General features: G+C 76.3%; 14 protein-coding genes. 8 read left to right on the top strand and 6 right to left on the bottom strand.

Annotation, left to right across the window (positions count from 1 at the left end):
- Nucleotides 1-41 precede the first annotated feature (41 nt).
- Nucleotides 42-539 (bottom strand): transcription elongation factor GreA, encoded by a 498-nt coding sequence (greA, locus tag V9U69_RS12265; RefSeq protein WP_337062105.1) that lies wholly within the window; start codon nt 537-539, stop codon nt 42-44.
- A gap of 150 nt (nt 540-689) precedes the next feature.
- The gene (locus tag V9U69_RS12260; protein WP_337062104.1) at nt 690-1109 is read right to left on the bottom strand and encodes a DUF4307 domain-containing protein; all 420 of its coding nucleotides are present in this window, start codon (nt 1107-1109) and stop codon (nt 690-692) included.
- 136 nt (nt 1110-1245) lie between these two features.
- On the opposite strand from V9U69_RS12260, the gene mca reads away from it, so the two are divergent.
- Together mca and V9U69_RS12250 are read left to right on the top strand one after the other, a co-directional pair.
- Nucleotides 1246-2148 carry a mycothiol conjugate amidase Mca gene (gene mca / locus V9U69_RS12255; RefSeq protein ID WP_337062103.1) on the top strand — a complete coding sequence of 301 codons (903 nt, stop codon included), beginning with the start codon at nt 1246-1248 and terminating at the stop codon, nt 2146-2148.
- Entirely contained in the window at nt 2145-2468 is a 324-nt protein-coding gene (locus V9U69_RS12250) for a hypothetical protein (protein ID WP_337062102.1), read from the top strand. The genes mca and V9U69_RS12250 overlap by 4 nt, the downstream gene beginning before the upstream one ends.
- A gap of 5 nt (nt 2469-2473) precedes the next feature.
- On the opposite strand, the gene V9U69_RS12245 is transcribed toward V9U69_RS12250, so the two are convergent.
- Nucleotides 2474-3412: a Gfo/Idh/MocA family protein gene (locus tag V9U69_RS12245; protein WP_337062101.1), complete on the bottom strand. Its 939-nt coding sequence runs from the start codon at nt 3410-3412 to the stop codon at nt 2474-2476.
- A gap of 70 nt (nt 3413-3482) precedes the next feature.
- Between V9U69_RS12245 and V9U69_RS12240 the strand changes: the two genes are divergently transcribed.
- The gene (locus V9U69_RS12240) at nt 3483-4010 is read left to right on the top strand and encodes a Uma2 family endonuclease (RefSeq protein WP_337062100.1); all 528 of its coding nucleotides are present in this window, start codon (nt 3483-3485) and stop codon (nt 4008-4010) included.
- Nucleotides 4011-4139: 129 nt separating this feature from the next.
- Nucleotides 4140-6248, top strand: a complete 2109-nt coding sequence (locus tag V9U69_RS12235) for a thioredoxin domain-containing protein (RefSeq protein WP_337062099.1) — start codon at nt 4140-4142, stop codon at nt 6246-6248.
- 122 nt (nt 6249-6370) lie between these two features.
- On the opposite strand, the gene trhA is transcribed toward V9U69_RS12235, so the two are convergent.
- Nucleotides 6371-7036, bottom strand: a complete 666-nt coding sequence (gene trhA, locus V9U69_RS12230) for a PAQR family membrane homeostasis protein TrhA (RefSeq protein WP_337062098.1) — start codon at nt 7034-7036, stop codon at nt 6371-6373.
- 85 nt (nt 7037-7121) lie between these two features.
- Here trhA and V9U69_RS12225 point away from each other — a divergent pair, with 85 nt between their 5' ends.
- The 3 genes from V9U69_RS12225 (at nt 7122) to V9U69_RS12215 (ending at nt 10684) form a co-directional block, all read left to right on the top strand.
- Entirely contained in the window at nt 7122-7883 is a 762-nt protein-coding gene (locus V9U69_RS12225) for an isoprenyl transferase (RefSeq protein WP_337062097.1), read from the top strand.
- A 316-nt stretch (nt 7884-8199) separates the two neighbouring features.
- A complete protein-coding gene (locus V9U69_RS12220) occupies nt 8200-9576 on the top strand; it encodes a PhoH family protein (RefSeq protein WP_337062096.1) in 1377 nt (458 codons plus the stop codon).
- Between the two features lie 400 nt (nt 9577-9976).
- Nucleotides 9977-10684 (top strand): hypothetical protein, encoded by a 708-nt coding sequence (locus V9U69_RS12215; protein ID WP_337062095.1) that lies wholly within the window; start codon nt 9977-9979, stop codon nt 10682-10684.
- Nucleotides 10685-10721: 37 nt separating this feature from the next.
- On the opposite strand, the gene V9U69_RS12210 is transcribed toward V9U69_RS12215, so the two are convergent.
- A complete protein-coding gene (locus tag V9U69_RS12210; protein WP_337062094.1) occupies nt 10722-11675 on the bottom strand; it encodes a DUF2470 domain-containing protein in 954 nt (317 codons plus the stop codon).
- A gap of 98 nt (nt 11676-11773) precedes the next feature.
- Between V9U69_RS12210 and rpsD the strand changes: the two genes are divergently transcribed.
- Nucleotides 11774-12382: a 30S ribosomal protein S4 gene (rpsD, locus tag V9U69_RS12205; RefSeq protein WP_337062093.1), complete on the top strand. Its 609-nt coding sequence runs from the start codon at nt 11774-11776 to the stop codon at nt 12380-12382.
- Nucleotides 12383-12451: 69 nt separating this feature from the next.
- Here rpsD and V9U69_RS19335 read toward each other — a convergent pair whose 3' ends face one another.
- Nucleotides 12452-12547, bottom strand: a complete 96-nt coding sequence (locus tag V9U69_RS19335) for an exo-rhamnogalacturonan lyase family protein (protein WP_442907754.1) — start codon at nt 12545-12547, stop codon at nt 12452-12454.
- Nucleotides 12548-12560 lie beyond the last annotated feature (13 nt).

Here is a 12560-nt window from a genome sequence, read left to right as displayed (position 1 = left end):
CACCCGCGGGTGCCGGGGCGCCGTCGCGCCGGGAGCGGTGCTCAGCCGGTGAAGGGCTCCACCTTCAGCACCTTCACCGGGACGTCCCGGCCGTTGGGGGCGGTGTAGGTCACCTCGTCGCCCGGCCGGCGGCCCAGCACGGCCGCACCCAGCGGGGACCGCTCGCTGTAGACGTCCAGGCCGCCGGCGTCGCCGACCTCCCGGCTGCCCAGCAGGAAGCGCATCTCGTCGCCCGCCAGCTCCACCGTCACCACCGAGCCCAGCGTGACCTCGCCGTTGGCCGAGGGGGCCGCCTCGCCCACCTGGGCGGTCTCCAGGAGCCGGCGCAGCTGCCGGATGCGCAGCTCCTGCTTGCCCTGCTCCTCCTTGGCGGCGTGGTACCCGGCGTTCTCCTTGAGGTCGCCCTCCTCGCGGGCCTGCTCGATGCGCTTGGCGAGCTCGGTGCGGCCCGGTCCGGACAGGTGCTCGTACTCGGCCTTCAGCCGGTCGTAGGCGTCCTGGGTCAGCCAGGTGACGCCGCCGCTGGTCGTCTCGCTCACGATCACTCCTCGTCGGGCTCCTCCGGGCGGGACCTGCTGCCCGCCCTCAAGCACCGAGTCGCCCGGCCCCGCGACGGGGGGCGAGCGACTCGAAGGGACAACGTTAGCCCGCTACCGCCCGGCCCTCCACCGCTCCGCGCGGGCGGCCGGTCAGCCCCCCACCTGCGCGCAGGACTCCACCAGCGCCGTCGCCGCGCGGGACGTGGTGCGGATCTCCACCGTGCGCTGGACCTCCCGCTCGGTGCTGGCGGGCACGTCCACCTGCAGCAGCCCCACCTCTGAGGACGAGGCGTCGAGGGCGTGCACGGTGCACTGCACGGCCGTGCCCGGCTCGCGGGCGACCGAGAAGCGCAGCTCGACGGCGTGCTCGCCCAGGACGTCGTACCCGATCACGCTGGTGGCCGGCCCCTGCGTGTGCCACACCGCCACCCACGCGCCGTACGCCAGGACCAGCAGCGCGCCCACGACGGCCGCGGCCAGCGGCAGGGGCCGGCGGTACCACGGCCGCTGCGGTCGCGGGCGGCGTCCGTAGCGCGCGGCGAGCAGGTCGTCGGTGGTGTCGCTGGGCACGTGGTGCTCCCGGGGTGCGGGGGACCTCCCCGAGGGGGGTGTCCCGGTCTGTCGGCGCGGTGGGCGAGGATGTGCACCGATGGTCGCACCCGCCGCGGGCGGGGGAGCGACGCGGGGAAGTGGAGGAGGAGCGCCAGTGGCGGAGACGCTGCGGCTGATGGCCGTGCACGCCCACCCGGACGACGAGTCGAGCAAGGGCGCCGCGTCGATGGCGCGCTACGCGGCCGAGGGCGTGGAGGTGCTCGTCGTCTCGTGCACCGGCGGTGAGCGCGGCGACGTGCTCAACCCGCGCCTGCAGGGCGACGCGCGCATGCTGCGCGACATGGCCGAGTACCGCCGGCGGGAGATGGCCGAGGCCGCCCGCGTCCTCGGCGTGCAGCACCGCTGGCTCGGCTACGTCGACTCCGGCCTGCCCGAGGGCGACCCGCTGCCGCCGCTGCCGCCCGGCTGCTTCGCCCTGGAGCCGCTGGAGCTGACCGTCAACGCCCTCGTGCACGTGGTGCGCGAGTTCCGCCCGCACGTGATGACGACGTACGACGAGTCCGGCGGCTACCCGCACCCGGACCACATCATGTGCCACCGGGTCTCGCGCGCCGCGTTCGACGCCGCCGCCGATCCCGGGCGCTTCCCGCTCGCCGGTGAGGCGTGGCGCACCTCCAAGCTCTACTACCACGCCAACTTCTCCCTCGAGCGGATGACGACCTTCCACGAGGCGCTGCTCGCCCGCGGCCTGGAGTCGCCCTACGGGGAGTGGATGGAGCGCGTCCGCAAGGCCCAGGAGGACCCCGCCGCGCCGCAGCGCGTCGAGCTGGAGATCACCACGCGCGTGGAGTGCGCGGACTTCTTCGCCACCCGCGACCGCGCGCTGCTCGCCCACGCCACCCAGATCGACCCCGAGGGGTTCTTCTTCGGCGTGCCGAACGAGCTGCAGCGCGAGCTGTGGCCCACGGAGGACTACCACCTGGCCGTCTCCCACGTCCCCACCGAGCTGCCCGAGGACGACCTGTTCGCCGGCCTGCGCGAGCGGGGGACGGCGTGATCGCGGCCGGCGGCCCGCTCCCGCTCACCCCGACCCCCGCCACGGGCACCTCCACGGGCACTCCCGCCGACGGCCTGGTGCCCACCGAGTCCACGGTGGACGCGGACCTCGTCACCCCCGGCCTGTGGGGCTTCGTCTCCCTGTTCGTGCTCGCGGTCGCGGTGTACTTCATCGGGCGCGGCATGGCCCGGCGGGTGCAGCGCGTGAACCAGCGGGCCCGGCTGGAGGCGGAGGAGCGCGCCGAGGCCGCCGCCCGGGCGGGTGCCGGGGACGGGCCCACCGAGCCGCCCGCGGACCGGCCCGCCGGCCGGGAGGGCTGAGCTCCTCAGCGCCGCGCCACGGGCGTGGTGCGCTCACCCGCCGGGCGCGCCAGGTGCTCCTCCACCGCCGCCAGCACCGCCACCGCGTCCCGCCCGCGCGCGGCGTCCAGCGGGTCCGGCACGCCCGTGGCGGCGGCCGCCCGCAGCCGGTCCACGGCACGGGCGAACCCGTCCTGCACGGTGCCGTGGAAGCGCGGCAGGTCGTGCCGGCCGCCCGGCCCCCACACCGCGGCGAACGAGCCGCCCGCCCCGGCCGGCGCGGTCAGCGTCAGCGACAGCGCGCTGCCCGCCCCGCCGGTGTGCTCCAGCGCCACGTTCACCGAGTCGCGCACGCCCCGGCCGGCGCTGACCCGCTCCACCGGCGGCAGCAGCTCCAGCAGCACCGACAGCGCGTGCGGGCCGGTGTCCCACAGGCCGCCGCGCTCGCGCCGCCACGCCGAGGCCCCGTAGGGGTTGCCGGGGGCGTCGATGGTGCCCGCCCAGCGGGCGATCGCCCCCTCCCACGGGCCGTGCTCGGCGGCCAGCGCGCGCATCCGGCCCAGCCAGTCGGTGACGTCCGGCTGGAACAGGTACGTCGTGTGCACGAGGGAGGCGACGCCGCCCTCGCGCACCGCCGCCACCACGTCGTCGGCGGCGGGCAGGTCCAGCGCCAGCGGCTTCTCCAGCAGCACGTGCCGCCCCGCGCGCGCCGCCTGCGCGGCCAGCGGCGCCTGCACGTGCGGCGGCAGCGCGACCGTCACCGCGTCCACGGCCCCGATCAGCTCCTCGGGGGAGGCGAAACCCCGCCCACCCACCCGACCCGCCACCTCGGAGGCCCTCGCGGGGTCGCGGCCGGCGAAACCGACCAGCTCCACGTCCGGGTGGGCGGCCAGCGCCGCCCCGTGGCAGGTCTCGGCCCAGTACCCGGTGCCGAGGACCCCGAACCGTCGCGGTGCGTCGTTCACGCGGTCACCCTGCCGCACCAGGGCCGCGCAGCGGTACCGGGCCGGGGAGCCGTCGGCTAGCGTCGGGGACGTGAGCGCGGAGACGCACGCGGGCGCCCGGGACGTCCCCATGTCCTGGGACGAGTACCTCGCGCTCGGTGAGGGCGTCCGCGGCGAGTACGTCGACGGGAAGCTGCACGTGCCTCCTCAGCCCACCTTCCGGCACCAGGTCGCGTGCACGCGACTGACGAGCCTGCTCGCCGGTGCCGGGCACCTCGCGGTCGCGGACTGGGCGTGGAAGCCGGGCCCCCACGAGTGGCACCCCGACGTGATGGTCGTCGGCGAGGACGTCGACGTCAGCGCGAACCGGTACACCGGACGGCCCCGGCTGATCGTGGAGGTGCTGTCGTCCAACGCCACCGACGACACGATCCGCAAGATGCACCAGTACGCCCTGCACGGGCTGCCGCACTACTGGATCTTGGGGCAGTACGAGCGCACGCTGTGGACGTACGAGCTGACCGGTAGCACCTTCCGGCAGACCGCGGAGATCACGGGCCGTGGCACCCCGCCCGGGTGGGACGTGGAGGTCGCCGTGGACGAGGTGCTGCTGCGGTAGCGGTCCGGGGACGGGATCGCCGTCAGTCGCTCGTCCCGGGGAGGGTCCCGGCGTCCCCTCCCCGCCGGCGGCGCGGGACCGGTGCCCTCGCCGGTCGTGACCACCCGCCACCTGTGGCAGCGTGGTCGCATGGCCAACCGCCTGCAGCACTCCCGCAGCCCGTACCTGCAGCAGCACCGCGACAACCCGGTCGACTGGTGGGAGTGGGGCCCGGAGGCGTTCGCCGAGGCCCGGCGTCGCGACGTGCCCGTCCTCGTCTCCACCGGGTACGCCGCCTGCCACTGGTGCCACGTCATGGCCCACGAGTCCTTCGAGGACCCGGACACGGCCGCGCAGATGAACGAGCACTTCGTGTGCGTGAAGGTCGACCGCGAGGAGCGCCCGGACGTCGACGCCGTCCACATGTCCGCCACCACCGCCCTCACCGGGCAGGGCGGCTGGCCGATGACGACGTTCTGCACCCCCGACGGGGAGATCTTCTTCGCCGGCACGTACTTCCCGCCGCGCCCGCACCCGCAGGTGCCCTCCTTCCCGCAGGTCCTCGCCGCCGTCACCGACGCCTGGACGAACCGGCGCGAGGAGGTGCTGGGTTCCAGCGCCCGCATCGCGCAGGCCCTGGGGTCCGCGACCGTCCCCTCCGGCGGCGCCCCGCCGGACGACGCCGCCCTCGAGCGCGCCGTCGCCGCGCTGGCCGCCGAGGAGGACCGCGAGCACGGCGGGTTCGGCGGCGCCCCGAAGTTCCCGCCGTCGATGGTGGTGGAGTTCCTGCTGCGCCACGCCGCCCGCACCGGCTCCGGAACCGCTGCGGGACTGGCGGAACGCACCCTGACGGCCATGGCGCGCAGCGGGATGTGCGACCAGGTCGCCGGGGGTTTCGCCCGCTACGCCGTGGACGCCGCCTGGGTCGTCCCGCACTTCGAGAAGATGCTCTACGACAACGCGCTGCTGGCCCGCGCCTACCTGCACTCCTGGCGCGCCACCGGGAACGCCGAGCACCGCCGCGTCGCCGAGCAGGCGTGCGAGTGGATCGTCACCGGCCTCGGAACCCCCGAGGGTGCGTTCGCGGCGTCGCTCGACGCCGACACCCCCGTCCCCACCCCCGACGGCCGCGTGCGCGCCGTGGAGGGCGCCACCTACGTGTGGACCCCCGGCGACCTGGTGGAGGTCCTCGGCATCGACGACGGCCCCTGGGCCACCGGCCTGCTCGGGGTCACCGAGGCAGGCACCTTCGAGCACGGCACCTCCACCGCGCAGCTGACCCGCGCGCTGGACGGTGAGGACCTCGCGCGCTGGCTGCGGGTGCGCGAACGGCTCGCCGCCGCCCGCGCCGACCGGCCCCAGCCCACCCGGGACGACAAGGTCGTCCTCGCCTGGAACGGCCTGGCCATCGCGGCGCTCGCCGAGACCGGGGCGCTCCTGGCGCGCCCCGACCTGCTGCTCGCCGCCCGCACCGCCGCCGGGTTCCTCGCGCGCACGCACCGGGTCGACGGCCGCTGGCGGCGCGTCTCCCGCGACGGCGTCGTCGGTGAGCCCGCCGCCGTGCTGGAGGACCTCGGCGACCTCGCGGAGGGCCTGCTGGCCCTGCACGCCGCCACCGGGGAGCACCGGTGGGCGGCGCTGGCCCGCGAGGTGGGTGAGGAGGTGCTGGACGGGTTCGCCGCCGAGGGCGGCGGTTTCCACGACGTCGCCGCGCACGCCGTCGACCCCGCCCTGCACGCCGCGCGCGCCGGCGCCGAACGCCCCTCCGACCCCTCCGACGGCGCCACCCCCTCCGGCTGGACGGCCGCCGCGGGCGCGCTGCTGTCCCTGGGGGCGCTGACGGGGGACGCCCGGTCCACGGAGGCCGCGGTCGGCTCGCTGGGGGTCGTCGCGGCGCTCGCCGAGCAGGCACCCCGGTTCGCCGGGTGGGGGCTGGCGGTCGCGGAGGCGCTGCGCGACGGCCCGCGCGAGGTCGCCGTCCTCGGCGAACCCGGCGACCCGGCCGCCGCCGAGCTGCACCGGACCGCCCTGGCCGGCACCGCGCCGGGCCTGGTGGTGGCGCGCGGCGTGCCGGGGGAGTCCGACCCGCCGCTGCTGGCCGAGCGGGGGCTGGTCGGCGGGCGGGCCGCCGCGTACGTGTGCCGGGGGCAGGTGTGCGACGCGCCCACCGTCGAGGTCGCCGACCTCGCCGCCGCCGTGGGCGCGCGCCTGCCCCAAGCCGCCCCGCGGGGTGCCGCAGCCGATCTCCACCCGCGGTGATCAAGGAAGTTGCAACTTCCTTGATCACCGCGGAGGGGGAAGCGGGGTGAGGTCGGAGGGGGTGGGGTGCTGCGCAGCCGGGCGTCCGGACGCGGACCCGGCCACGGGCTGGAGCGCGGGGCTCAGCGGTGCCGGGCGGTCGCGATCGCGATGGCGGTGGAGTGGCAGGCGAAACCCGCCACGGTGCAGGCGTGGAACACCTCGTGGAAGCCGAACCAGCGCGGGCTCGGGTTCGGGCGCTTGAGCGCGTAGACGACCGCGCCGGCGGAGTACAGCACCCCGCCCGCCGCGACGAGCGCCGCCACGGAGCGGCCGCCGCCGCGCGCGAAGTCGCCCAGGTGGCCCACCGCGACCCAGCCGAGCGCCACGTACACCGGCGTGTAGAGCCAGCGGGGGGCGCTGAGCCAGAGCACGCGGAAGGCCACGCCCGCCGCGGCGCCCGCCCACACGAGCGTCAGCAGCGAGCGGGCCTCGCTCCGGGGCATCGTCGTCACGGCGAGCGGGGTGTAGGTGCCGGCGATGACGAGGAAGATGTTGCTGTGGTCCAGGCGCCGCAGGACCTGGGCGGCCCGCGGCGACCACGTCCCGCGGTGGTAGACCGCGCTGGTGCCGAACAGCAGGGCGGCGGTGCCGGTGAACACCCCGGCGGCCGCCCGCGCGGCCCTCGTGGGAGCCAGTGCGACGAGCGCACCCCCGGCGGCGACGGCGGCCGGGAAGGCGCAGGCGTGCAGCCAGCCGCGCAGGCGGGGCTTCGCCGGGGCCTGCAGCGCGGTGGGGAGGACCGTCATGGCCCGACCGTACGCTACGGGACCGTAGGTTCGGTGTGCGGTGATCGGGCTGGTGCCCGGGGCCACGGGTATACCGTGAGCGCCGATGGCCCTCCGGGATCTCCTCTACCGCGCGTACGGGCGGCGACTGGAACGGTCGCTGGACCCGGACGTGCTGCCGCGCCACGTCGGGATCATCCTCGACGGCAACCGCCGCTGGGCCAAGGCGTTCGGCGCACCCAGCGCGCACGGCCACCGCGCCGGCGCGGACCGCGTCGTGGAGTTCATGGGCTGGTGCGACGACGAGGGCATCGAGGTCGTCACCCTCTACCTGCTGTCCACCGACAACCTGCTCCGGCCGCAGGCGGAGCTGGCGCCGCTCATCGAGATCGTCGAGGACTGCGTGGCGCGCCTGGCCGCGGCGCGGCGCTGGCGGATCCACCCCGTGGGTGCGCTGGAGCTGCTGCCGGAGGCGACGGCGGGGCGCCTGCGGGAGCTGGAGCGGGCCACCGCGGACGTGGCCGGCGCGGTCGTGAACGTGGCGATCGGCTACGGCGGCCGTCAGGAGATCGCCGACGCGGTGCGCTCGCTGCTGCGCGAGCACGCCGCCGCGGGCACGCCGATCGAGGAGCTGGCGGACGTGCTCACCGTGGACCACATCGCCGCGCACCTGTACACCAAGGGCCAGCCGGACCCGGACCTGGTGATCCGCACCTCCGGCGAGCAGCGGCTGTCCGGGTTCCTGCTGTGGCAGAGCGCGCACACCGAGCTGTACTTCTGCGAGGTGCTGTGGCCGGACTTCCGCAAGGTCGACTTCCTGCGCGCGCTGCGCTCGTACGCGGCCCGCGAGCGCCGCTTCGGAGCGTGACGATCCCGGCCCGCTGACGTCGTCGCGGTGACGCTGCGTGCGAGGTCGCCGGGGCGTCACCGCGGGGTCATCGAGACGTCACCCGCTCGGGCGCGTGCGCGGGCGTGTTCGGGCCGTGGGGCGCGGCTCGCGGGTCTAGCGTCGTGGGTGACGGGTGGCGCCCGCCGCCCGTCCGGGAGGTCGCCGGTGAGCGCTGTCCAGCGCTGCGGGAGGGCCCGGTCCCGGGCCACCCGCACGGTGACCTGAGGTCCCGGTCCGCCGCTGCTGAGGGGGGTCCGGGCGTCAGCGCCCCGGGCTCCCGAGACGGGAGACGTCCGTGGTCACCAGCTCCACCCCCGCCGCGCCGCACACCCCGCACGAGTCGGCCGACGTGCCGGCCCCCGGGGGCGAGGGGCGCCGCACGTTCGTGCTGGACACCTCCGTCCTGCTGTCCGACCCCGCCGCCCTGAACCGCTTCGCCGAGCACGACGTCGTCCTGCCGCTGGTGGTCGTCAGCGAGCTGGAGGGCAAGCGCCACCACCCCGAGCTGGGGTACTTCGCCCGCGAGTCGCTGCGCCGCCTGGACGACCTGCGGGTGCGGCACGGGCGGCTGGACCGCCCGGTCCCGGTGGGGGAGGAGGGCGGCACGCTGCGCGTGGAGCTGAACCACACCGACGCCGCCTCGCTGCCCTCGTCGCTGCGCACGGGCCCGCTGGCGACCGCCGGCGACACCCGCATCCTGGCGGTGGCGCGCAACCTGGCCGACGAGGGCCACGACGTGACGGTGGTCTCCAAGGACGTGCCGCTGCGGGTGAAGGCCTCCGCGGTGGGCCTGGCGGCCGACGAGTACCGCGCGGAGCTGGCCCCGGACTCGGGCTGGACGGGTGTGGCGGAGCTGACGGCGACGGCCGAGGAGGTCTCCGCCCTGTACGAGGCCGGCTCGCTGGAGCACGCCGAGGCGCGCGAGCTGCCGGTGAACACCGGGGTGGTGCTGTCCTCCCCGCGCGGGCACGCGCTGGGGCGGGTGGGCGCCGACAAGCAGCTGCTGCTGGTGAGGGGCGACCGGGAGGCGTTCGGGGTGCGGGGCCGCTCGGCGGAGCAGCGCATCGCGCTGGACGCCCTGCTGGACGCGGCCGTGAGCATCGTCTCGCTCGGCGGGCGGGCGGGGACGGGCAAGTCGGCGCTGGCGCTGTGCGCGGGGCTGGAGGCGGTGATGGAGCGCCGCGAGCAGCGCAAGGTGGTGGTCTTCCGGCCGCTGTACGCGGTGGGCGGGCAGGAGCTGGGGTACCTGCCGGGCACCGAGGCGGAGAAGATGGGGCCGTGGGGCCAGGCGGTCTTCGACACGCTGGAGGCGCTGGTGGCTCCGGCGGTCCTGGAGGAGGTCGTGGACCGCGGGATGCTCGAGGTGCTGCCGCTGACGCACATCCGCGGCCGCTCGCTGCACGACGCCTACGTGATCGTCGACGAGGCGCAGTCGCTGGAGCGCAACGTGCTGCTGACGGTGCTCTCGCGCATCGGGCAGGGGTCGAAGGTGGTGCTCACGCACGACGTGGCGCAGCGCGACAACCTGAGGGTGGGCCGGCACGACGGCGTGGCGGCGGTGGTGGAGGCGCTCAAGGGGCACCCGCTGTTCGCGCACGTGACGCTGACCCGCTCGGAGCGCTCGCCGGTGGCGGCGCTGGTGACCGAGCTCCTCAACGACTTCGGAGCGTGATCTCGGGAGTCACCTGAGTGTTCACCGAGGCGGCCGGGGGGCTCCTTCTCCGTTCCCCGGCCGCCCCAAACACGTCGTCCTCGCGCTACGGGCGTGAGAAGCGCCACAAAAGTCGACAGACCGTTGACGCTTCGTCGCTCCAGGGTGACGAACTCGATGATCGCCGTTTGCCTCACCGGCGCGTGCCGGGGCACCGTTCCTCGTCAGACAGCACCCCGCCGCTGCTGCCCGGCACCCACCGGGCGGTGCGCCGAGCGCCGGCCCGCCGCACCCGCGGCCCGCCGCGGTGCCGCCCGGGCCCCACGGTCGCCGCCCTCCCGCGAGGAGGGCGACGGCAGCCCGCCGGCGGGGTGGAGACGAATCGACCGGGCGTGGGCCGGCGACCGAGGGAAGGCCCGGCTTGCCGACGACCGCCCAGCACCACTCCCCGCAGGACCCCTCGCGGAAGCCCTCGCAGGGCAGCCCGACCGCCCGCGCCCGCGGTGCGCGCCTCTGGCGCTTCGCCGCCCCCGGTGCCCTCGCCGTCAGCGCCGTCGTCCTCGGCGGCGCGGTCCTGACCGGCGGCCCCGCGCCCGAGGCGGAGGCGGCCGTGCCCGACCACGTCCTCGCCGCCGTCAGCGCCGAGCTGCGCAGCGCCCGCTCCGCCGCCTGGTTCGACGCCCGCGACCTGCGCGCCGCCGCCGACGCCCGCGTGGAGGCCGAGCGCCTGGCCGCCGAGGAGGCCCGCCGGGCCGCCGAGGCCGAGGCCGCCCGCCTGGCCGAGGAGGCCCGCCTGGCGGCCGAGGCCGAGGCCACCCGCAGCGCCCAGCGCGACCCGAAGCCGATCGCGCGGCAGATGGCCGCCGAGCGCGGCTGGGGCGAGGGGCAGTTCTCCTGCCTGGACTCGCTGTGGACCAAGGAGAGCGGCTGGAAGTGGAACGCCGACAACCCCACCTCCAGCGCGTACGGCATCCCGCAGTCCCTGCCCGGCAGCAAGATGGCCACCGCGGGCGCCGACTGGGAGACCAACCCGGTCACCCAGATCGCGTGGGGGCTGGACTACATCTCCCGCAGCTACGGCACGCCGTGCGCGGCGTGGTCGCACTCGCAGTCGCACAACTGGTACTGAGCCGGGGTCCCGGCCGCCCGTTCCCCCGGGCGGCCGGTCAGACCTCCAGGCCCCCGCAGGGGCAGCCCAGCGCCGAGCACAGCGCCGCGCGCAGCTCGTGCGGCCCGGCCGCCGGCCGGGCGTAGGACGCGCGCAGCACCCGGGTGCCCGTGCCGGTGGTGACGAGCACGTCGAGGCCGTACCGGTCCAGGCCGACGACGGCGACCTCGCGGGTGCGCACGGCCTCCTCGGGGGGCAGTTCCCGCAGGACCCAGCCGACCAGCGCGTCGCGGTGCTCGGTCTCCAGGTGGACCACGGCGCCGTCCTCGTCGGCGTAGAAGGGGTCGGCGGTCGCCACCGCCACGGCGTCCTCGTCCAGCAGGTGCACGCCCTCGGCGGTGGTCACGCGCACCTCGCCGACCTCGAGGCGCCACAGGGCGCGGGTGCTGCCCACGTCCAGCAGCGCGCCCAGCGGGTTCACCGCGGCGACGGCCTGCGCCGCCCGCCGCTGCGCGCGGACGTCGAGGGCCTGCGCCCACCCCGTCGCGCACAGCCGGGCGCGCGGGAGCGCGGCCTGCCCGGGCGGCACGTCCAGCACGTCCAGCACCACCGGGACCCCGCCCGCGCCGGGCGCCGCGGCCGCCTCGGTGCTCAGCTCCCGCAGCCGCTCGTGCAGCGGCTCGTCGGTGCCCACCAGCAGCAGCAGCCCGCCGGCGGCGTCCGTCAGGTGCCGCACGCGGTGCTGCTCCGTGCGCCCGCCGCGCCCGCCGAGCCCGTCGTGACCGCCGTCCCGGTGCGCCGCCGGGCCGTGGTGCGGGCAGGCGCCGCCCGCGCCGGTGCGCGGCAGGTGCAGGGTCCCCGGCACGGTGCCCTGGGCCAGCGTCCGGGCCCACTGCGCCGGGGTGGTGCGCGCGGGGAGCGGGGGCGGTGTCGGGGGCACCTGCTCCGAGGCCGTAGAGTTGGAGCCGGTGCGCTCCGAATGCTCGCCCGGTGCCGTGGTCCACCTGGTCACGTGTGCCTCCTCGGAGCGCGATCGTCCTGACCCTCCGGCAACAGCCGCGTCGAGTCCGCTCGACTGAGGTCAGGCTTACCTTACGATCAGGAGGACGAATGAACAACGCGCGTCCCAAGGTGCGCATCAGCCGCGCCCTGGGGGTGGCCCTCACCCCGAAGGCCGCCCGCTACATGGACCGCCGCCCGTACCCGCCGGGCATGCACGGCCGCAAGCAGAAGAAGGCGTCGGACTACGCCACGCAGCTGCGCGAGAAGCAGCGCCTGCGCTACCAGTACGACGTCAGCGAGACGCAGCTGCGCCGCGCCTACGACCTCGCCAAGCGCAAGCCGGGCAAGACGGGCCAGAACCTCGTCCAGCTCCTGGAGACCCGCCTCGACGCGGTCGTGTGGCGCGCCGGCTTCGCCCGCACCATCTACCAGGCCCGCCAGATGGTCGTGCACCGCCACATCGACGTCGACGGCCGTCGCGTGGACCGCCCGTCCTACCGCCTGCAGCCCGGCCAGGTGATCTCGGTCGCCGCCCGCAGCAAGGCGAAGACCCCGTTCATCGTGGCCGCCGAGGGCGGCTGGAGCGACAACGAGATCCCCGGCTGGCTGGACGTCGCCCGCCAGGACCTCACCGCCCGCGTGCAGGCCCTGCCCGTGCGCGAGCAGATCCCGGTGACCTGCGACGAGCAGCTCGTCGTCGAGTACTACTCGCGCTGACGCGTCCCGCTCACCAGCACGGAGGGCGCCCACCCCGCACGGGGTGGGCGCCCTCCGCGCGTCCGGGGCTCAGCCCAGGGCGTCCCCGACCAGCGCCAGGTTCTGGATCGCCGCCAGCGAGAACTGCGCCGCGTCGTTCGTCGACAGCGTGCGCGCCTCGTCCACGGCGTTCAGCACC

Origin of the sequence: Kineococcus sp. G2 (assembly GCF_037154035.1) — a bacterium.
Taxonomy (GTDB): domain Bacteria; phylum Actinomycetota; class Actinomycetes; order Actinomycetales; family Kineococcaceae; genus Kineococcus.
Note: the sequence above shows the minus strand (reverse complement) of the source record. Positions and strands in the feature narration are given on the sequence as shown.